The sequence below is a fragment of the uncultured Eubacterium sp. genome (assembly GCF_934561735.1).
Classification (GTDB): domain Bacteria; phylum Bacillota; class Clostridia; order Oscillospirales; family Acutalibacteraceae; genus Eubacterium_R.
This window is the reverse complement of the sequence record NZ_CAKTGT010000004.1, coordinates 126,260-145,041: the sequence shown is the minus strand read 5'-3', so window position 1 is coordinate 145,041 and position 18,782 is coordinate 126,260. Positions and strand designations below refer to the sequence as shown.

20 protein-coding genes and 1 pseudogene are annotated in these 18,782 nt (G+C 41.3%); 12 read left to right on the top strand and 9 right to left on the bottom strand.

The annotated features are described in order from the left end of the window. From Q0E08_RS05375 to Q0E08_RS05355, 5 genes and pseudogenes are all read left to right on the top strand, one after another. Positions 1 to 207: pseudogene (locus Q0E08_RS05375) on the top strand (beta-methylgalactoside transporter); the annotation flags it as partial. Between the two features lie 83 nt (positions 208 to 290). After that, entirely contained in the window at positions 291 to 659 is a 369-nt protein-coding gene (locus tag Q0E08_RS05370) for an InlB B-repeat-containing protein (RefSeq protein WP_294777745.1), read from the top strand. Positions 660 to 677: 18 nt separating this feature from the next. Beyond that, complete coding sequence (locus tag Q0E08_RS05365) at positions 678 to 1,673, top strand: aldo/keto reductase (RefSeq protein WP_294777743.1); 996 nt, start codon at positions 678 to 680, stop codon at positions 1,671 to 1,673. A 157-nt stretch (positions 1,674 to 1,830) separates the two neighbouring features. Further along, positions 1,831 to 2,760, top strand: coding sequence for a zinc dependent phospholipase C family protein (locus Q0E08_RS05360; protein ID WP_294777741.1), 930 nt, complete (start codon positions 1,831 to 1,833; stop codon positions 2,758 to 2,760). Positions 2,761 to 2,886: 126 nt separating this feature from the next. Then, positions 2,887 to 3,327 (top strand): MerR family transcriptional regulator, encoded by a 441-nt coding sequence (locus Q0E08_RS05355; protein ID WP_294777738.1) that lies wholly within the window; start codon positions 2,887 to 2,889, stop codon positions 3,325 to 3,327. A 56-nt stretch (positions 3,328 to 3,383) separates the two neighbouring features. Here the strand turns inward: Q0E08_RS05355 and Q0E08_RS05350 are convergent, their stop codons facing one another. After that, the gene (locus Q0E08_RS05350) at positions 3,384 to 3,713 is read right to left on the bottom strand and encodes a branched-chain amino acid transporter permease (RefSeq protein WP_294777736.1); all 330 of its coding nucleotides are present in this window, start codon (positions 3,711 to 3,713) and stop codon (positions 3,384 to 3,386) included. After that, entirely contained in the window at positions 3,713 to 4,423 is a 711-nt protein-coding gene (locus Q0E08_RS05345) for an AzlC family ABC transporter permease (RefSeq protein WP_294777734.1), read from the bottom strand. Before Q0E08_RS05345 ends, Q0E08_RS05350 begins: the two co-directional genes overlap by 1 nt. Before the next feature lie 173 nt (positions 4,424 to 4,596). Between Q0E08_RS05345 and Q0E08_RS05340 the strand changes: the two genes are divergently transcribed. After that, positions 4,597 to 5,991, top strand: a complete 1,395-nt coding sequence (locus tag Q0E08_RS05340; protein WP_294777732.1) for a sodium-dependent transporter — start codon at positions 4,597 to 4,599, stop codon at positions 5,989 to 5,991. Between the two features lie 98 nt (positions 5,992 to 6,089). Then, the gene (gene ybaK, locus Q0E08_RS05335) at positions 6,090 to 6,569 is read left to right on the top strand and encodes a Cys-tRNA(Pro) deacylase (protein WP_294777729.1); all 480 of its coding nucleotides are present in this window, start codon (positions 6,090 to 6,092) and stop codon (positions 6,567 to 6,569) included. Positions 6,570 to 6,630: 61 nt separating this feature from the next. Here the strand turns inward: ybaK and Q0E08_RS05330 are convergent, their stop codons facing one another. Genes Q0E08_RS05330 through Q0E08_RS05315 form a run of 4 tightly spaced genes read right to left on the bottom strand, consistent with a single transcriptional unit; the run spans position 6,631 to position 11,254 of the window. Next, the gene (locus Q0E08_RS05330) at positions 6,631 to 8,034 is read right to left on the bottom strand and encodes a radical SAM protein (protein WP_294777727.1); all 1,404 of its coding nucleotides are present in this window, start codon (positions 8,032 to 8,034) and stop codon (positions 6,631 to 6,633) included. A gap of 24 nt (positions 8,035 to 8,058) precedes the next feature. Then, positions 8,059 to 9,747, bottom strand: a complete 1,689-nt coding sequence (gene argS, locus Q0E08_RS05325; RefSeq protein WP_294777725.1) for an arginine--tRNA ligase — start codon at positions 9,745 to 9,747, stop codon at positions 8,059 to 8,061. 14 nt (positions 9,748 to 9,761) lie between these two features. After that, positions 9,762 to 10,187, bottom strand: a complete 426-nt coding sequence (locus Q0E08_RS05320; RefSeq protein WP_294777723.1) for a DUF1934 domain-containing protein — start codon at positions 10,185 to 10,187, stop codon at positions 9,762 to 9,764. Continuing rightward, positions 10,187 to 11,254, bottom strand: coding sequence for a D-alanine--D-alanine ligase family protein (locus Q0E08_RS05315; RefSeq protein ID WP_294777722.1), 1,068 nt, complete (start codon positions 11,252 to 11,254; stop codon positions 10,187 to 10,189). The genes Q0E08_RS05320 and Q0E08_RS05315 overlap by 1 nt, the downstream gene beginning before the upstream one ends. A 173-nt stretch (positions 11,255 to 11,427) precedes the next feature. Here Q0E08_RS05315 and Q0E08_RS05310 point away from each other — a divergent pair, with 173 nt between their 5' ends. The 5 genes from Q0E08_RS05310 to Q0E08_RS05290 are packed head-to-tail and all read left to right on the top strand — an operon-like array spanning position 11,428 to position 14,881. Beyond that, complete coding sequence (locus Q0E08_RS05310; protein ID WP_294777720.1) at positions 11,428 to 11,718, top strand: hypothetical protein; 291 nt, start codon at positions 11,428 to 11,430, stop codon at positions 11,716 to 11,718. After that, positions 11,696 to 12,637, top strand: coding sequence for a hypothetical protein (locus tag Q0E08_RS05305; RefSeq protein WP_294777718.1), 942 nt, complete (start codon positions 11,696 to 11,698; stop codon positions 12,635 to 12,637). Before Q0E08_RS05310 ends, Q0E08_RS05305 begins: the two co-directional genes overlap by 23 nt. Before the next feature lies 1 nt (position 12,638). Further along, positions 12,639 to 13,472 carry a hypothetical protein gene (locus Q0E08_RS05300; RefSeq protein ID WP_294777716.1) on the top strand — a complete coding sequence of 278 codons (834 nt, stop codon included), beginning with the start codon at positions 12,639 to 12,641 and terminating at the stop codon, positions 13,470 to 13,472. Next, positions 13,473 to 14,021, top strand: coding sequence for a hypothetical protein (locus Q0E08_RS05295; RefSeq protein ID WP_294777714.1), 549 nt, complete (start codon positions 13,473 to 13,475; stop codon positions 14,019 to 14,021). Then, positions 14,018 to 14,881, top strand: a complete 864-nt coding sequence (locus Q0E08_RS05290) for a hypothetical protein (protein ID WP_294777712.1) — start codon at positions 14,018 to 14,020, stop codon at positions 14,879 to 14,881. Before Q0E08_RS05295 ends, Q0E08_RS05290 begins: the two co-directional genes overlap by 4 nt. Before the next feature lie 47 nt (positions 14,882 to 14,928). On the opposite strand, the gene Q0E08_RS05285 is transcribed toward Q0E08_RS05290, so the two are convergent. The 3 genes from Q0E08_RS05285 to Q0E08_RS05275 form a co-directional block, all read right to left on the bottom strand. Next, entirely contained in the window at positions 14,929 to 15,774 is an 846-nt protein-coding gene (locus tag Q0E08_RS05285; RefSeq protein ID WP_294777710.1) for an acyltransferase, read from the bottom strand. A gap of 18 nt (positions 15,775 to 15,792) precedes the next feature. Beyond that, entirely contained in the window at positions 15,793 to 17,166 is a 1,374-nt protein-coding gene (gene argH, locus Q0E08_RS05280; protein WP_294777708.1) for an argininosuccinate lyase, read from the bottom strand. Between the two features lie 120 nt (positions 17,167 to 17,286). Beyond that, positions 17,287 to 18,519, bottom strand: a complete 1,233-nt coding sequence (locus Q0E08_RS05275) for an argininosuccinate synthase (protein ID WP_294777706.1) — start codon at positions 18,517 to 18,519, stop codon at positions 17,287 to 17,289. Between the last annotated feature and the right edge of the window lie 263 nt (positions 18,520 to 18,782).

The following is an 18,782-nucleotide window of genomic DNA, read 5'->3' as shown; positions in this document are numbered from 1 at the left end:
ATTGCGGCTTGCGTAATCGGCGGTGTATCGTTTGTAGGCGGTACAGGTAAAATCAGCGGTATCGTAATCGGCGTACTTCTTTTGCAGATTATCTTTGCAGGACTTAATTTCCTCTCGGTATCGGCAAATATGCTTTATATCATCAAGGGTGTAATCATTCTCGTGGCTTGTGCAATTGATATGCGTAAATATCTTGCACGCAGATAAATTATTTGTTAAAATCTTGTGGAGAACAGTTTTGTCTGTGTCAAAGCAAGCGTTATAAATCCCCCTGAAAGGCAGTGAAAAATATGAATGAAAACAATACAATGAATTTGAATACGGAAAGAAAGCCCGGAGGACTTTACCGAAATGTCAAAATGTCGGTAAAAACCGCCGACAAGCTCATTCTTATAGGTATTATCGTTCTTATCGCCTGTATGATTTTTGCGGTAAGTCATGCAGGCTTCACTGTCACATTCAATACAGACGGCGGCTCTCAAATAGACAGTCAAAAGGTTATGTACGGTCAACTTGTCGATGTGGATGAAAATCCGGTAAAAGAGGGTTACACCTTTACCGGATGGTACACCGATAAGGATTGCACAAATCGGTTTGATGTCAACAAAGATACAGTCAGCGACAGCTTAACTTTGTATTCGGGTTGGGCAAAGAAATAATTAACGGAGAACGGTTATATGTATACAGCAAGTGAAAAAAGATACGATACTATGGTTTATAACAGATGCGGCAACAGCGGATTAAAACTCCCTGCCGTGTCATTCGGATTTTGGCATAATTTCGGCGATAATTGCCTTTATTCAAATATGAAGGATTTGTGCTTTACCGCTTTTGACAACGGTATTACCCACTTTGACCTTGCAAATAATTACGGTCCCGAACCGGGAAGTGCCGAGAAAAATTTTGGCAAAATCTTAAATCAGGAAATGAAGGCTTACCGTGATGAAATGATAATCAGCACCAAGGCAGGCTATGAGATGTGGCAAGGACCTTACGGTTGCAGAAACGGCAGTCGCAAATATCTTCTTGCAAGTCTTGACCAAAGTTTGCAGCGTATGGGCCTTGATTATGTGGATATTTTTTATCATCATTGTCTTGACCCCGAAACTCCGCTTGAAGAAACCATGGGTGCACTTGCAACAGCGGTTCAAAGCGGCAAGGCACTTTATGTAGGCGTTTCAAATTACGACGGCGAAAATTTGGAAAAGGCGTGTAAAATACTTACCGACCTGAAATGTCCGTTTGTCATCAATCAAAACAGATATTCGATTTTTGACAGAACCATAGAGAATAACGGCTTAAAGCAAACTGCGGTTGAACTCAAAAAAGGCATAATTGCTTTCAGTCCTCTTGCACAGGGGCTTCTCACAAACAGGTATTTAAACGGCATTCCGAGCGACAGCAGGGTTGCAAAAGACAGCAGATTTTTGAAGCAGTCGGCGATAACCGATGAAAAAATTGCAAAAATCAAGGCATTGTCAAAAATTGCGGAGCAAAGAGGTCAAACTCTTGCCGAAACAGCTCTTGCGTGGGTGCTCAAGGACGGTGCGGTTACTTCTGTTTTAATCGGAGCATCAAAGCCGTCACAAATTCTTGATAATATCAAAGCTATTCAAAACACTTCGTTTTCTTCTGAAGAACTTGAAGCAATAGATAAAATAAGTTTGGATTGACATATTAATGATTAAAGATAATCCGGAACCTTTTTCGATACGCTGTAGGCTGTGAAAAAAGGTTTTCGACATATTAATGCACATTTTCGTAATGTGCATTTTTTCTTGTGCTTAAACACTAAATGATTTATAATATTATTAAAGGAAAGGTGATGTTATGCCGGCTTACTCAACTCATTATTTGTTTGCGTATGAACTTATGGAAAAAATTAAGAGCAATGTTGATTTTGCCCTTGACGAACAGGCGGTATATATCGGCACTCAGGGTCCCGATATATTTTATGACCACAGAATTTTGCCATGGATGTGCGGCAAAAGTTTGCGTAAAGTCGGTTCTGTTTTGCACAGGACAAAGCCGAGTGTTCAGTTTGACGCTTTGCGTGATTATGTAAATCAATATCCTGATGACGATATTGCAAAATCTTATGCCGTGGGTTTTATTCTTCACTATGCACTTGACAGGGTTTGCCATCCGTATGTGTATTTTATGCAATACAGATTTAAGGAACTTTATCCCGATATTCATACCTTTACGGCTCACAATATGGCAGAGTTTGCACTTGATTCTTATTTGCTGTTTAAGAGGTTAGGCGTGCAAAATCCTGCGTCGTTTGATACTTCAAAAACTCTTAATTATACAGATTTAACACGCACGCATTGTGCAAAAATCATCAGTTTTTTTGTATCGAATTCAACGGAGAATTTTGTCAGTAAATTCGATGCCGAACAGGCGATAGACGATTTAAAATACATTCAAAAGGTCACCTTTGACCCAAACGATAAAATTTGCAAGGTGCTGAAGCCTGCCGAAACTTTTGCTTCGCCGTTCACAAAGAATTTTAAGCCGTCCTCTATGTTCAGGGTTGACGATATGCAATATGCCGCAAAGTTTGCCAACAACAGACACGGTATCTGGTACTCACCGTATAATAAAAGCGTTGCGAGAAATGAAAGTTTTGCTGATTTGTATGAAAAGGCAAAGCCTGAAGCAATCTCTATGATACAAGGCTTTTTTGCAAATAAAGACACTTTTGAACTTACAGGCGATTTGTCGTTTTTAACAGGCGAGAGGGTATGTGATGTTTAGCGGCAAAACTCTAAAAACGCAGCCTTTTCAAGCTTTGGTATTGATTTTTTGTGCTTAAAGTGATATTATAAAAGTATAGTAATAGTTAAAGTTAACTTTAAGTCTATAATTTAAAGGAGATGAAATATGTATTCGATCAGCGAAGTCGCAAATATGTTTGATTTGCCGGTTTCAACATTGCGATATTATGATAAAGAGGGGCTTTTTCCAAAGTTAGAGAGAGTTTCCGGCATACGCAAGTTTTCAGATAACGAGATTGAATCGCTTCGTGTGATTGAGTGTCTTAAAAAATCGGGGCTTGAGATTAAGGAAATCAAGCAGTTTATGGATTGGTGTCAAGAAGGGTCGTCAACATTTGAAAAACGCAGAGAACTTCTCGGCAAGCGTCGTGAAGTTATAAGGACCGAAATGGCTGAAATGGAACATAGTTTGGATATGCTTAATTTTAAATATTGGTATTATGACACGGCGATTAAGGATGGCACGGACGAAAATGTGCTTGCAATGTTCCCGGATAAATTCCCTGATGGCATACAGGAACTTTATAATAAAACTCATAAAAGTTAAATGTCTAAAAGTAAAACACCGCAAGCTCAAAAAGTTGAGTTTGCGGTGTTGTTAATTTATACAAATACATAATGAATGAGTAACATATATGATATGGTGCCGACCGATATGCTGATTAGCGTGTTACGCTTCCACAAATGTACAATTACCGTGAGAGCAATGGCAATCAGCTGCGGTGCAAGTATGTTCATATCAAAGGTGTAGCCGTCCTTTATGCAATAGATAATCAGTATTCCGATTATTGCAGGCGGCATAATGTCGCCGAGGTATTTAACGATTTTCGGCACCTCTCGTTTACCGAAAGCGGCAAACGGAATCAATCTTGTTGCAAATGTAACGGCACCGGCAACAAGTACGGTGATGAGCATTTGAGATGTAGAAAGCATTATTTTACCTCCTTTTTGTCACCCGACAGGAACGGTTTAAACGCAAGAAGAAGCGACACCGTAACTATGAGGCTCGGAAGCAAAAACTTGTCCGGTCCGAAAATAAACAGGCAAATAAGTGCACATACTATACCGAGAAATCCCGGAAGTTTGGATTTTGAAGCAAGAATTTGGTCAAGGAAAATAACTACAAACAGTGCGGTCATTGAAAAATCTATGCCCGTAAAGTCAATTTTTATCAGCTGACCGGCAAGGTTGCCGATGACAGAACCGATTATCCAATATGCGTGGTCGAATATTCCTATCAAAAATCTTGCGTCGCCTTCGTTAACGCCTTTCGGTACGGTGTTAAACGATGTGTTAACTCCGTATGTTTCGTCCGTAAGCGAAAAAATAAGCGACGGGTATCTCCAACCGTAGCTTCTGAACTTTTCTATAAAGCTCAAGCCGTAAAATATATGGCGTGAATTTACAAAAAATGTCATTATCGCAATGTTTGCAAGATTTGCTCCCGAGCCAATCATTGATACGAGCAAAAATTGACCCGAGCCGGCATATACAAGAAGCGAAATAACAATCGCCCAAACCCAGTTGTAGCCGATTTCAAACAAAGAAATGCCAAAAGCCGAGCCTAAAAACAGGTATCCGAACAAAACGGGCAAAGACATTTTAAACGCAAATTTTACCGTCTTTGTTTTGTTGTAATTCATTATTAAATTATCCCTCTCAACAGCAGAATACTGTATATTTACATAAAGCAAAATGATTTTACAACATTGGTATATTTTTGTCAACCGAGGAAAAATAATTTAGTTGTATTTTTTGTCGTTTTATGGTATAATTAAAACTCATTCTAATATTATGTCAGAGAGGGACTACTAAAATGGAAAAGAAAAGAAGCAGCTTTAAAGGCTCTATCGGCTTCGTTCTTGCAGCAGCGGGAAGTGCCGTAGGCCTTGGCAACATTTGGCGATTTCCGTATTTGGCAGCTAAAGATAACGGTGGATTTTTTATTCTTTGTTACATCATCTTGGCTCTTACATTCGGATTCACGCTTTTGGTTACAGAAATTGCACTTGGCAGAAAAACAAAGCAATCTCCGCTTACCGCATACGGTCAACTCAACAAAAAGTTCAGACCGCTCGGTACAATCGCAACTCTTGTGCCGATAATTATTTTGCCGTATTATTGTGCAATCGGCGGATGGGTGCTCAAGTATTTCATCAGCTTTGCAACAGGCGATGGCGTAGCAGCCGCAGCGGATAACTACTTCACAGATCATATTACAAGTCTGTGGCTTCCAATCATTTTGATGGCTGTATATGTTGTTGCAACCGCAGTAATCGTTTTCGGCGGCGTAAACAAGGGTATTGAAAAAACAAGCAGAATTCTTATGCCTATTCTTTTTGTTCTTATTATTTGTATCGGCGTGTTTGCACTCACTCTTAAGTACACAGATGCAGACGGCGTAACCCGTACAGGTTTGCAGGGTCTTAAGATTTATCTTGTACCCGATTTTAAATCACTTACGCTCAAATCAACATTTACAACTATTTTTGACGCTCTCGGTCAGCTTTTCTACTCAATCAGCGTTGCTATGGGTATTATGGTTGCCTACGGCTCTTATGTTGATGACGACACAAACCTTATGAAGTCGGTTAACCAAATCGAAATTTTTGACACCTTGGTTGCACTTCTTGCAGGTCTTATGATTGTTCCGTCAGTGTTCGTGTTTATGGGCAAGGACGGTATGACAGCAGGCCCGGGCTTGATGTTTATCTCGCTTCCGAAGGTATTTGCCGCAATGGGCAAAATCGGTATTGCGGTAGGTGTTGTATTCTTTGTTATGGTGCTTTTTGCCGCTATTACATCATCTGTTTCAATTATGGAAGCTATCGTTTCGTCACTTATGGACAGATTCCATTGGAAGCGTAACACCGCCGGTGTTGTCGTTTTGGTATATGCTTTGATTGCCGGCACAATCGTTTGCCTCGGCTACAATAAGTTTTACTTTGAACTTACACTTCCAAACGGCACAGTCGGTCAAATTCTTGATGTTATGGACTATGTCAGCAACAATATCTTTATGCCGATTGTTGCATTCTTCACCTGTATTCTTGTCGGCTGGGTTGCAAAGCCAAAGACTATTATTGATGAAGTTACAAAGAACGGCGAAAAGTTCAACCGTAAGATTATTTACAATGTAACGATTAAGTTTGTTGCACCTGTGCTTTTGGTTATCCTTTTTGCTCAGGCAATCGGACTTTTCAGTTTTTAAAATCTAACAAAAATGCAGACTTTTTCGGTCTGCATTTTTATTTTACCTTGTATTGATATTAATTTTGGTTTGTGCTATTATTTTTTAGAGGTGACATTATGCAAAAGGACAAAACAAATGTTATGCGTGTGCTTGACCAAAAGAAACTTGAATACACGCATTACGCATATGACAATATGACCACAAATGCGGTTGAAGTGGCAAACGGACTCGGTACCGACCCGGAATTTTTGTACAAAACCTTGGTGACGGTCGGCAAGTCAAAGGAACATTATGTTTTTATGGTGCCTGCCGAGCACGAGCTTGATTTGAAAAAAGCCGCAAAGGCAGTAGGTGAAAAAAGTATCGAGATGATTCCGCAAAAGGAACTTCTGCCGCTTACAGGCTATATCCACGGCGGATGCTCGCCTATCGGGATGAAAAAGCAGTTTAAGACAACCATCCATATCAACGCTCAAGAAGCGGAAAAAATCTTTTTCTCGGGCGGCAGAGTGGGCTGTCAGGTCTGCACCTCGCCAAAGAATTTGGAAAAGGTAGTCCGACTTCAGTATAAAGATATAATCAAAGACGCCGATTGAATTAATAATAAATAACCCCGAGCCGTTCGCTTCATTTCGGAACGGTTCGGGGTTATATTTTTTATTGTTCGTTTTTGGCTTCGTCGGTGTCACGGTAGTATTGTGTGAATGGGTGGAAGCGTTCCTGCTCCTCCCAAATCTGCTTTGCCATCGGTGCCCATTCTTTTGCATAAAGGTCGCACTTTGAGCAAAGTTCTTCTGCCGATTCAGGGCAGGTGAGGTTTGTTGATTTTGCACCCGTTACATCAATGATATGCCTTAACGCCTGCGGATTTTCAAGCATCGGGCAAGGGCGGAGCATATTGTTATTGAACGGCTGTCCCTTGTAATATTGCTTGAAAAGAGGCGAACGCAAACATTCAAGAATACTCTTTTCTCTGATGTTGCTGTCGCTGTAATGGATGAATACGCAAGGCTCTGCATCACCCTCGCTGTTGATGTGGAAATAGTTTCTTCCGCCTGCGATGCAACCGCCTACAAATTCGCCGTCGTTTTGGAAGTCCATAACAAATATCGGCTTGCCTTTTCGTGTTCTTCTCTTTTTGCGGATAGTTCTGTAAACATGTTCTCTTTGCTCCGGAGTGAGAAGCAATGAAGTGTCTGCATCCGAGCCGACCGGCATATAGTGGAAGTAAAGAGCAAATTTTGCACCCGCTTCAATTTCCATATCATAAAACTTGTCCGAGGTTACGGCGTCATAGTTTTTACTTGTGTAGCAAACCGATGTGCCGAAAATACACTTGTGTTTTTTGAGCAACGCCATAGCGTCAACAACTTTTTGGTAAACGCCCTCGCCTCGTCTTGCATCTGTTGTTTCCTCTGTGCCCTCAATAGAAAGTGCAAGTGCAAAGTTGCCCGATTTCTTCAATTCTTCGCAGAATTCGTCGTCAACAAGCGTGCCGTTTGTAAATGCAAGAAAGATGCAGTCTTTGTTTTCGTTTGTGAGGGTAAGAATATCCTTTTTGCGTACAAGCGGCTCGCCGCCCGTGAACATAAAGAAGTGCGTGCCGAGAGCCTTTGCCTCGGTAACGATTTTTCTCATTTCGTCAAGAGTAAGATTTGAGTGATGACCGTATTCGGCAGCCCAACAGCCTTTGCATTTGAGGTTGCATGCAGAGGTAGGGTCCATAAGAATAATCCACGGAATGTTGCACTTGAGTTTATCTCTGTTTTCACGCAGGGTTGAAGTTCCAATATATCCTGCATCAATCGCAAAGGTAAGGAGCACATTTGTAAGAAGCTCCTTGTCGGTTTCTTCAATAATACGGTAAACATATTCGTTCCAAGTGTTTTGCGGATTGGTGATAACATCAAGCGGAGCGGTCCAGGTTGATTCGGGGAACAGATTTCCTGTAACCGCTTTGCCGATTTTGAGTACCTTTGGTATATTCCTTTTTGGATTTTTGTAAACATAATTAACAAGAGGTCTGCCTATCTTGTGTAATGTGCTTGCTTTGAACTTCATATTTATACCTCTTTTTTGTGCTTTTTACATTGCTTCAGGAACATCAACCTTGAGCATAACAAGAATGTTTTTGATTGTGTTTTTAACCGCAGTGCAAAGGAAAAGTCTTGCTTCGGTAAGTTCTTTATCCTCGCTTACAACTCTGTGTGCGTTGTAGAATTTGTGGAAAAGAGTTGCAAGGTCAATTACGTAGTGAGTGATTTTTGCAGGGTCGTAATTCTTTGCCGCACCGATAATTTCATCGGTAAGTCCTGCAAGGTGAGAAATAAGGTCACGCTCCTCGTCCGAATTAAGTCTGTTGAGTGCTTCTGCAGACGGTGTAACAACCTCAATGCCTTCTTCTGCGGCTTTTTTGATGATTGAGCAAATTCTTGCGTGAGCGTACTGAACATAATATACAGGGTTTTCGCTGCTTTGTTTTGCCGCAAGTTCAAGGTCAAAATCAAAGTGCGAATTCGGCTCACGGAGATTAAAGAAGAATCTTGCCGCATCAATCGGAATTTCTTCAAGAAGAGTATTAAGTGTGATGGCTTTGCCCGAACGCTTTGAAAGTTTGATTGTTTCGCCGTTTCTGACAAGGCGAACCATTTGCATAATAACAATGTCAAGTCTGTCTGCATCAAGTCCGAGAGCGGTAAGTGCCGCTTTCATTCTCGGAATGTAACCGTGGTGGTCTGCACCGAGAACATCAATAGCTTTGTCATATCCGCGGGTTACAAGCTTGTTGTAGTGGTATGCAATGTCAGGCACAATGTAGGTAGGAATACCGTTTGCACGGATAAGCACGATGTCTTTATCATTGCCGAATTCGCTTGCTTTAAACCAAAGTGCTCCGTCTTGCTCATAGGTTACGCCTCTTTCTTTGAGTGCTTCGATAACCTTTTGAACCGAGCCGTCCTTGTGGAGAGTTGATTCTCTGAACCACTTGTCGTACTTAATTCTGTACTTGCCGAGGTCTGCTTCAAGACCTGCGATATTTTTAGGCAAAGCATACGCAACAAGTGCATCTCTGCGTTCCTGTGAGTCACATTCTGCGTATTTGTCGCCGACTTCGCTAAAGAAGTTTCTTGCATGCACGGTGATGTCCTCGCCGTGGTATGCGTCCTCAGGAAGTTCAACATCCTTGCCGCATTCCTGCAAATATCTTACTTCAAGCGAGGTTGCAAATTTTTCAATCTGGTTGCCGGCATCGTTAACATAAAATTCTCTTTGAACATCATATCCTGCCGCATCAAGCACACTTGCAAGGCAGTCGCCGATTGCACCGCCGCGAGCGTTGCCGATGTGCATAGGTCCCGTCGGATTGGCAGATACAAATTCCACAAGGATTTTTTTACCCTCGCCGTAGTTTGAACGGCCGTAGCTGTCACCGCTTGCAACAATGTCTTTGAGTACATCGCTGTAATACTTGTCCGAAAGATAAAAATTGATGAAGCCCGGACCTGCGATTTCGCATCTGTCGATGTAGCCGCCGTCAAGGCTGAAATTCTTTACTATTGCTTCCGCAATCATACGAGGTGCCTGATGAAATGCTCTTGCACCTGCCATTGCGATGTTTGATGAAAAGTCGCCGTTTTTCTTGTCGGCAGGTTTTTCAATTATAAATTTTGGCATATCCGCCTGAGGCAAATCTCCGTTTTCGATTGCCGAATTAACAGCATTTTCGATAGCCTCGTAAAGTTTGTTTTCTACTTCTTTTACCATTTTTGACATGTCTGTTCTCCCGATTATTCACATACTTTGAATTTTATTATTACATCGTTTTGCGAGGAAATTGCACCGTTTATATCTATGTCATAGCTAAACTTAAATGTTCCCTCGTTTTCGTTAAAATCGTTTTCAACCTCTCTGCCGAAAATCCCCATCAGCATATCGCCGTATTCCGTGCCGTAATTGCACAGGTGACGCTTTGATTTTTCTATAATCAGGCAAGAGGAGTAAGGTCCCGATTTAATCATCTCAACCTTGCTTTCGTCTTTGGCAATGTTGAGCTTTGCACGGATAGGTGTTGAACCGGTTTCAAGTTCTTCGTTATACCTGATTATGTAATTGTCGTCATCATGTTCAACCGTGCCGACTGTTTTCATTTCAACTTGGTCTTTGTCATCGTCAAATTTTTGATGACCTATGATAGTTATCAATGCCTTAGCCATCAGATAATGCCTCCACGCTTAATTGCAAGGTCAATCAACCTGTCGATAAGCTCCGTATATCCTACGCCTACGGCTTCAAACAATTTAGGGTACATACTGATTGATGTTTGACCCGGAATAGTATTTATTTCGTTAAGCAAAACTCTTTTGTCTGCTTTTGTAACAAAAAAGTCGCATCTGCTCATACCCTCACAGCTTAAAGCCTTGTATGCTCTGAGAGCCGCCTGTCTGACTTCGTTTCTCTTTTCTTCGTTCAAAAGAGCCGGAATATGAAGCTCAGATGCCGGATTGTTGTACTTTGCGTCAAAATCATAGAATTCCGCGGCCGCAACAATTTGACCGACTTCTGCCGCAACAGGTTCTTCGTTGCCGAGAACTGCAACTTCCACTTCTTGACCTTCGATGAATTCCTCAAGAACAACTTTTTTGTCCTCTTTGAATGCCTTTTCTATGCCTACAATGAGTTCCTCCTCGTTGTGAGCCTTTGTTATGCCGACCGATGAACCGGCGTTTGCAGGTTTAACAAAAATAGGGAAGCCTAATTTGCTGATTGCAAGGTCAAGGCATTTTCTGCTGTCCTTGCCGTATTCGTATTCGGTAAATGCACACCATTTTGCCTGCTCAATGCCAAAAGCATCGGCAACGGCGTTTGTAACCGCTTTGTCCATACAGCTGCCCGATGAGGTTGCATCACAGCCGACAAACGGAATTTGTGCAAGCTGCAAAAGCCCCTGTACTGTGCCGTCCTCACCGTTTTTGCCGTGAAGAACAGGAAATACAACATCAAGTTTGATTTGTTCGCCGTCCTCTGTTACGATACCGTGGATTTTGCTGTCAGGTGTGATGTATGCTTTTTTGAGCGAAGCCGATTTGAGCCATTCGTCGTTAGGAAGCATATTTACATCGTCATCAAACAAAAACCATTCGCCCTGTCTTGTTATGCCGAGTTTTACAATGTTGTATTTTTCTTTATTTATATTTTCAAGTATACTTTTTGCACTTATGCAGCTTATGTCGTGTTCCGACGATGCACCGCCAAAGAGTACACAGAGTGTTAATTTGCTCATTTTTTCACCTTGCTTAATGCCCGTGGGCAATATTCTATATAGTTTATCATATTTTAATAAAGAATTCAATATTACTTTAAAAATTATCTTAAAATAATATTTACAAAATAAATTTATAATAAATTAGTGACAAAACGCTTTTGATATGTTATAATTCATTAATTAGTGGGATTGTGTCTTGCAACAAATTAAAAATTTGTAAAGGGGCGGTTATACTGAAAAATGAAAAAAACAGCGATTTTGTTAACAAAACCGAAAAATCGCTCAGTCGTAATTTGAAGATTAAGGGTATACTTATTCCGATTATTTTTGCAATTATTGTTGTGAGCTTATGTGTTTTTCTCGCAAGTGACAATGTTGCGTTTTTTCCGAGCGGCAATCATCACGACAGTTTGACCACAACGGCACCAACACAAACAACGGAGTTTGATGAAGATGAATATGCACAGGTTATACAAGATTAAAGGCACATTTTACGATGTGCTGCTTGCACTGCTTTTGTTTTTGTTTTTTATTCTCGCAGTTGCATCTCCCACAATAGGCAATGCCGATTTTTACGGCAAGTTTCTCAGCGGAGATAATGTTACACAGGCTATACAAACCTCTTTGAACGAAAAGACAGCCGTAATAGCCGAAAAAACAGGTATTGAACCTAAGGCGTTTGAATATGCCGTGGGAAAAAACAAAATCAGTACTTTACAAAAAGAAATAGTCAAGTCCGCATTCAGCGGCGGCAATTATGATTATTCCGAAAGTTCAAATATCGAGGGCTGTTATCGTGACGGCATAACCGAATTTTACCGTTATAACGGATTTGAACTTGACGAAAAGGCACTTGACAGTGCCGTTGAGCTTGCTTGCACGGCGTTTAATGAGGCTATGGGAATAGACAACAATGTTGAGTTTTCGCAGTTTGTCGGCAGACTCGGAAGAACTGCGGTTATGCTGGTTATTGCGGTGCTTATTGTTATAATAGCCGTTTGCGTTAAAATTTATATGCTCAACGGTGCACGCACAAAAATGTTCAGCCATTACGCTTCGGCTATGATTTGTGTCGGTGTTGCTTTGATACTTCTTTGTGCGGCAAATTTTGCTTTTTCGTTCAGCCAAAATATGTATCTCACCGAAAACGGGGGAGTTAATATAGCAATGGGCAAAGCTTTTGATTTGTATTTTATCATTGAAGCGTGCTTCGGAGCTGTCCTTGTCATCGGCGGGTACAGTATGATGATATTTGTGTACAGATATTATGTACGCAAGGCAGAACATCAAAATTTAGAATTGGAAATAAACAAAACCCTTTATGTAGACAGTACAGACGGTGACAAAACCATCGGTGAACTTGTTGAACAGCAGGGAATGAATAAACAGGAGAACAGCTAATATGGAATTAACTTCGGCATTTAAGGATATAGAAAAAAATCTTTCTACCGTTAACGAAGAACTCGGCTTTAAAAAAACTGCCGAGGACGAAACATCGATTTACTTTAAAGGCGAAAAGGGCGTTTATCGTCTTGTTCACGATAAGAGTACAAACATTCTTCAATTTGAATGTGCTTATGAGGATAAGGGCGATGAAACCGAATACAATACCATTTCACGCAGCCTTTTTGAACTTGATGTTATTGATGACAGAGATGTAAAATCAACATCAAACGAGATTGTTGATGAACTTGAAAGACTTTTCAAGGTACGCAAGCAGGTTAATCTTGACAAGGTTAAAATGCCTAAATCTGTATCAAGAACCAAGGCTAAAAACGGTCTTGTAAGCTATGATGTGGACAGCCTTGCAAATCGTTTCGGCACACTTTATCCCGAATTTAAGGATGAAATCAAGAGAAATGTTATGCAATACGGCGAGTTTTTGCCTGAAGATTTCTTTATGAATTACGGCACTCCTAAGGTGCTTGATGTCATTAAAAACGGCACGGAAGCAGAGCGTAAAAAACTTTTCAAATTGCTCAACGAAGTGTATGAGGACGGTATAAATGATGTTCAGGATGTTATTGCCGTAACTATTCTCGGAGAGATGAAAAACGATAAGGAAATGATGGCTGTTGCCGATAAGTATATGATCGAATATATGGCAGGTGCCGTTCATGAGGTTAACAAGCTTACTGCAAAAAATAATAAATATACAAAGAAACTTAAAAATCCGCCGGCTTATAAGCCAAAGAAAAATAAGACCTTCAGTATGGCAAATCAGCTTGGTAACTAAATGATAAACAACAGTAAATTAACGCCGAAAAACAAAAAATCCGTTTTGACAAAAGCAGTGATATTTCCGCTTGTTGCGGGAATTATCATTGCCGCTGTTATTGTGGGTTTTAATTTCGGCGGCTCTTTTTTTGATGTAACAAATAATAGTGATGTTGCCTATTTTGATTCAAAAAACGGCAGCACTAAAATTGCAAAATTTCAATTCGGCGACAGTGAAATATCGGTTGTTGACGGATATGATTACTCGTTTTTGAACAACGGTGCGTGCTTTATAAAAGGTTCTCGCTTCGGTGAAGTCGGGGTAGGGTATTATCTCGTTTTGAAAAATCAAATTGAGCCGTTTGATAAGGAAAATATTACCGTAGTTGTCGGTGATAAAACTTATAAATATGAGTACAAAAACGAATTTTCGGTAAAAAATGAAAATGAAGTTTTTACATATAATTGCGATGTGAGTAAAGGCATTGTACTTTACTTCCAAAATGCGGAAAAATACGGTTTTTCGTCCGATTGCACCGCACTTGTTTATGAGGAGGTGACCGAATGATGCACGCTTCCTCACGCAAAATTTTGTCTTATTTGTTGTCGGTGATAACAGCCGTTTCGCTTGTTGTTGCCGTTATATCGGGCGTAAATCATTTAACGATAGGTAATAAGAATTTTTATATTAACTCCTTTTCAACTCGGGCTTTGGCAGATGAGTGCGATAAGCAACTGACTGAAAAGTATAAGACCTTGTCAACGAAAAGCAATCTTCCGCTTGATGTTTTTGACAGTGTAAAGGTGAAGTTTGATACAAAAGAAAGCCTCAGTCAAGCGGCTGAATTCTTGTTTGATGAAAATGACGCAACGCTGAAAAACGGCAGCAGATATAATTACTTTAAGTCAACAATTGGTGAATATATCGAAGCAAATGATATAAAAATGCCTGATAAAACCGTTGACCTTGTTGCAACGGAAGCCCAGCAGATTTATTCGGATACCGTAGGAATTCACAATCTTGAATTTTTGAAAAACGATGTGCAAAGGCAAAACACAAGGGCTGTTCATTGCTTTTCCGCCTGTGCTATTATGTTTGCTTTGGCGGCATTTATACTTGCTTATATTTATGATAAAAAGGTTCGGTTTGTGCTGTATTTTTCAAGCGGAATTATTACAGGCGGTGTTGCGACGGTTTTGTCATCGCTTGTGATGAGGCTTGCACATATCGGGACGGTTACGGTTTCGCCTGCCGTGTGGAACACTGTGTTTGATAATATGGCAAGCAATGTTTTGCTCTTTAGGATTATTGCCGGAATTGTTGTTTTACTCATCGGCACGGCTCTGTTCGTATTTGCACAGCATAGGATAAACCGTGAGCAAATGCGTAAGAATACACGGTATTCCAAAATCATTTCAAAATTATAGCAGAAAATAAAGAGTACGAGGCTTTCTTTGCTTCGTACTCTTTTACTTTATCTTGAAAATAAACCTTTTTTTATTTTTTTCGGCTCAATATAAAATCTGTTTTTGCCTTTCGGGAGGCCGTTTTGGAGGTATTCAAGCTTTTCTTCTGCCGATTTGCACTTTTTGAGTGCTTCGTCAACCGATGTAAGGCTCACCGTGCTTTTGTCGTGCGAATAAATCCATTCGTCGCTGTTGTCAACCTCGTTTTCGGAGGTTGTTTCCTCCGTCCATTGATGAACGCACTTGTTGGTGAAAAACACTCCCTGTTTGATGAGTTTGGCAGGATTTCCGGCATAAGATGCGTTGGAAGGCACTTTTTTGCCGGCACATACTGCCGCCGCTCCGATGATAGAACCCGAGCCGATTTGCGTTCCTTTGAGGAGCATTGCACCCTGACCAAGCCAAACATGGTCACCCAAAAGCACCGATGCACTGTGGTTTATGCGTTGCTTTGTTTCGCAGTCAAATACCAAATGCGGGTCGGCTGTACGCAATGTTATTCCGTAAGAAAACAATCCGTTGTTGCCGATGAAAATATTTTGCCTTTCGGATGTAACGGCAACAAGTCTGCCGTTGAGAAAGCAGTTTTTGCCAAAATAAATTGAAGTATTGTTGTTGCCCGTGATGTCAAGATAATACCAATGCTTGCTTTTGCTTAGGTAAAACAGCGTGTTTTCGCCGTTAATTTTCAGCATGCAGTTTTTCATCTTAACCCCGTCTTCAATCACGATTATGTTGTTTGAGCCGTTAAAGGTAATGCTGCTTTGCTCAAATTCAATGTTATTTATGTCGCCGTGGATGATTTTGTTCTCTCCAACATCGTCAAATTGTGTCTTGTCGGTAATTGTTATCATAGTTAACACCTCAATGTGCTATTTGATTTTTTCTCTTGCGGCTTTAACCTGTGCCAAAACATTTTCAGGGCACGGAGAGCCTGCAACCTTTCTGTCATTTACGCATTTTTCAAGATTAATCGCTGTGTAAACCTCGTCATCAAAGAGGTCGCAAATCTTTTGATATTCTTCAAGCGGAAGCGTTTCAAGCGTAAGCCCCTTGTCTATGCAAAGTGCAACAAGTTCGCCTGTGCATTTGTACGCATCTCTGAACGGCAAACCTTTGCCTACAAGATAATCCGCACAGTCCGTAGCGTTGATGAATCCCTTTGCCGCCGCATTTCGCATATTGTCCTTGAGCACAGTCATTGTGTCAATCATCGGAGTAAATGCGTTGAGGCACATTTTAACCGTGTCAACAGCGTCAAATACAGCCTCTTTGTCCTCCTGCATATCTTTGTTGTATGCAAGTGCAATGCCTTTCATAACGGTGAGCAGGGTAGTGAGGTCGCCGAAAACCCGTCCGCTCTTGCCTCTTACAAGTTCTGCAATATCAGGGTTTTTCTTTTGCGGCATAATCGATGAGCCTGTTGAAAATGCGTCGTCAAGCTCAACAAATTTAAACTCCCAACTGCACCACATAATGATTTCTTCGCTGAAGCGTGAAAGATGCACCATTACAAGCGAAAGTGCACTTGCAAGTTCAATGCAAAAATCTCTGTCTGATACGCCGTCAAGCGAATTGTATGTAATGTCGTCAAATCCAAGCAAATCCGCAACCATATTTCTGTCAAGCGGATAGGTTGTGCCGGCAAGAGCACCCGAGCCGAGCGGGCATATGTTCATTCTCTTTTTAACATCGCCGAGGCGGTCAATGTCACGCAAAATCATTGCACAGTATGCCATCAAATGATGACCGAATGTGATTGGCTGTGCCCTTTGAAGATGCGTGTAGCCCGGCATAATCGTTTCGCTGTGCTCCTCCGCCTTGTTGCAAAGAACGGTTACAAGACCTTTGAGCTTTGCAATGATTTCGTCAATCTCGTCACGGAGAGTAAGACGAATGTCAAGTGCAACCTGGTCGTTTCTTGAGCGTGCGGTGTGAAGTCGCTTGCCCGTTTGTCCCAGCCTTGCCGTGAGTTCGCCCTCAACAAATGTGTGGATGTCCTCGGCTTCCATGTCGATGTGGAGCTTGCCGCTTTTGATGTCATTCAGTATATCGTTCAAGCCGTCAACGATTTTGTCGCTTTCGCTCTTGTCGATGATTCCCGTTGCACCAAGCATTGTTGCGTGTGCAATCGAGCCTTTAATATCCTGCTCAAACATACGGCAGTCAAAGCCGATGGATGAGTTAAAGTCGTTGGTTTCTTTGGCAAGCTCCTTCTTGAACCTGCCCTTCCATAATTGTGCCATATAAGTACCTCATTAAAAGTTTAGGACGGTCATTTACTAACCGCCCTAATTATAATATATTACATTTGTATTGTCAAACAGAGTTGATATTATTACTCCCTTGTGTAAAGGGAAATTGCCTTACTTGTTGTCCCTGTTTTGGTCAAGCAATGCCTTTACTTTGATTGAAAGACCAAAGAGGTTGATAAAGCCTGCAGCGTCTGCCTGATTGTATGCACCGCCGTCATCACCGAATGATGCAACATTTTCATCGTAAAGTGTGTACGGTGATGTGATACCTGCGTTGATAACATTGCCCTTGTAAAGCTTAACCTTTACATCACCGGTAACAGTCTTTTGTGTTTCGTCAACAAAAGCAGAAAGTGCTTCACGAAGAGGAGTAAACCATTGACCGTTGTATACAAGTTCGCCAAACTTTTGAGCGATGAGCTTCTTGTAGTGCTGTGTTTCCTTGTCAAGTGTGATTGTTTCAAGCATTTCGTGAGCCTTGTAGAGGATTTCGCCGCCCGGAGTTTCATACACGCCACGGGATTTCATACCTACAAGACGGTTTTCAACAATGTCAAGAAGACCGATGCCGTTCTTGCCGCCTACTTCGTTGAGCTTTTCAACGATTTCAAGTGCACCCATATCTTTGCCGTCAATAGCTGTCGGAACACCCTTTTCAAAGTGAAGTGTAAGATATGTAGGCTCGTCAGGTGCCTGCTCAGGCGATACGCCGAGTTCAAGGAAGCCCTCCTTGTTGTACTGCGGCTCGTTTGCCGGGTCCTCAAGGTCAAGTCCTTCGTGGCTGAGGTGCCATACGTTCTTGTCCTTTGAATAGTTTGTTTCACGGTTTATTTTAAGAGGAATGTTGTGTGCTTCTGCATATTCGATTTCCTGCTCACGGGATACGATGTCCCACTCACGCCATGGAGCAATGATTTCCATCTCAGGTGCAAATGCCTTGAGTGTAAGCTCAAAACGAACCTGGTCGTTGCCCTTACCTGTGCAACCGTGGCAGATAGCGTCTGCACCCTCTTTCTTGGCTACTTCTGCAAGTGCCTTTGCAATGCAAGGACGAGCGTGAGATGTGCCGAGAAGATAGTTTTCGTATTCTGCACCTGCTTTGAGGCAAGGCCAAATGTAATCCTCAACATATTCCTTTTTGAGGTCAAGGATGTAAAGCTTTGATGCACCTGTTGCAAGTGCCTTTTCTTCAAGTCCGTCAAGCTCCGTGCCCTGTCCTACATCACCGCTTACTGCGATAACTTCGCAGTTGTTGTAGTTTTCCTTGAGCCAAGGAATGATGATTGATGTATCAAGTCCGCCGCTGTATGCGAGAACAACTTTTTTGATGTCTTTCTTGTCCATAATATAAACTCCTTTATGCCGCCTTTGCGGCTCCGTTTTTTCTAACTGTCACTATTATATCACTTCATATTTATATTGCAACCCCTTTTTGCAAATTTCTGCATAAAAATACAAATAAAATTGCAAAAATTCGCTGTTATATGTATATATTTACAACAAAACACGCATAAATATACAAAACAATGAATACTGTAGGGGAGAACATCATCCTCCCGTAAATACCGTAGGGGAAGATATTATCTTCCCGTATTTCCGCAGGCGAA

Bases quoted from the DNA above. Each gene is read 5' to 3' on its own strand.
- Q0E08_RS05370 (WP_294777745.1), top strand. From the start codon at position 291: ATGAATGAAAACAATACAATGAATTTGAATACGGAAAGAAAGCCCGGA.
- Q0E08_RS05365 (WP_294777743.1), top strand. From the start codon at position 678: ATGTATACAGCAAGTGAAAAAAGATACGATACTATGGTTTATAACAGA.
- Q0E08_RS05360 (WP_294777741.1), top strand. From the start codon at position 1,831: ATGCCGGCTTACTCAACTCATTATTTGTTTGCGTATGAACTTATGGAA.
- Q0E08_RS05355 (WP_294777738.1), top strand. From the start codon at position 2,887: ATGTATTCGATCAGCGAAGTCGCAAATATGTTTGATTTGCCGGTTTCA.
- Q0E08_RS05350 (WP_294777736.1), bottom strand. From the start codon at position 3,713: ATGCTTTCTACATCTCAAATGCTCATCACCGTACTTGTTGCCGGTGCC.
- Q0E08_RS05345 (WP_294777734.1), bottom strand. From the start codon at position 4,423: ATGAATTACAACAAAACAAAGACGGTAAAATTTGCGTTTAAAATGTCT.
- Q0E08_RS05340 (WP_294777732.1), top strand. From the start codon at position 4,597: ATGGAAAAGAAAAGAAGCAGCTTTAAAGGCTCTATCGGCTTCGTTCTT.
- ybaK (WP_294777729.1), top strand. From the start codon at position 6,090: ATGCAAAAGGACAAAACAAATGTTATGCGTGTGCTTGACCAAAAGAAA.
- Q0E08_RS05330 (WP_294777727.1), bottom strand. From the start codon at position 8,034: ATGAAGTTCAAAGCAAGCACATTACACAAGATAGGCAGACCTCTTGTT.
- argS (WP_294777725.1), bottom strand. From the start codon at position 9,747: ATGTCAAAAATGGTAAAAGAAGTAGAAAACAAACTTTACGAGGCTATC.
- Q0E08_RS05320 (WP_294777723.1), bottom strand. From the start codon at position 10,187: ATGGCTAAGGCATTGATAACTATCATAGGTCATCAAAAATTTGACGAT.
- Q0E08_RS05315 (WP_294777722.1), bottom strand. From the start codon at position 11,254: ATGAGCAAATTAACACTCTGTGTACTCTTTGGCGGTGCATCGTCGGAA.
- Q0E08_RS05305 (WP_294777718.1), top strand. From the start codon at position 11,696: ATGCACAGGTTATACAAGATTAAAGGCACATTTTACGATGTGCTGCTT.
- Q0E08_RS05300 (WP_294777716.1), top strand. From the start codon at position 12,639: ATGGAATTAACTTCGGCATTTAAGGATATAGAAAAAAATCTTTCTACC.
- Q0E08_RS05295 (WP_294777714.1), top strand. From the start codon at position 13,473: ATGATAAACAACAGTAAATTAACGCCGAAAAACAAAAAATCCGTTTTG.
- Q0E08_RS05290 (WP_294777712.1), top strand. From the start codon at position 14,018: ATGATGCACGCTTCCTCACGCAAAATTTTGTCTTATTTGTTGTCGGTG.
- Q0E08_RS05285 (WP_294777710.1), bottom strand. From the start codon at position 15,774: ATGATAACAATTACCGACAAGACACAATTTGACGATGTTGGAGAGAAC.
- argH (WP_294777708.1), bottom strand. From the start codon at position 17,166: ATGGCACAATTATGGAAGGGCAGGTTCAAGAAGGAGCTTGCCAAAGAA.
- Q0E08_RS05275 (WP_294777706.1), bottom strand. From the start codon at position 18,519: ATGGACAAGAAAGACATCAAAAAAGTTGTTCTCGCATACAGCGGCGGA.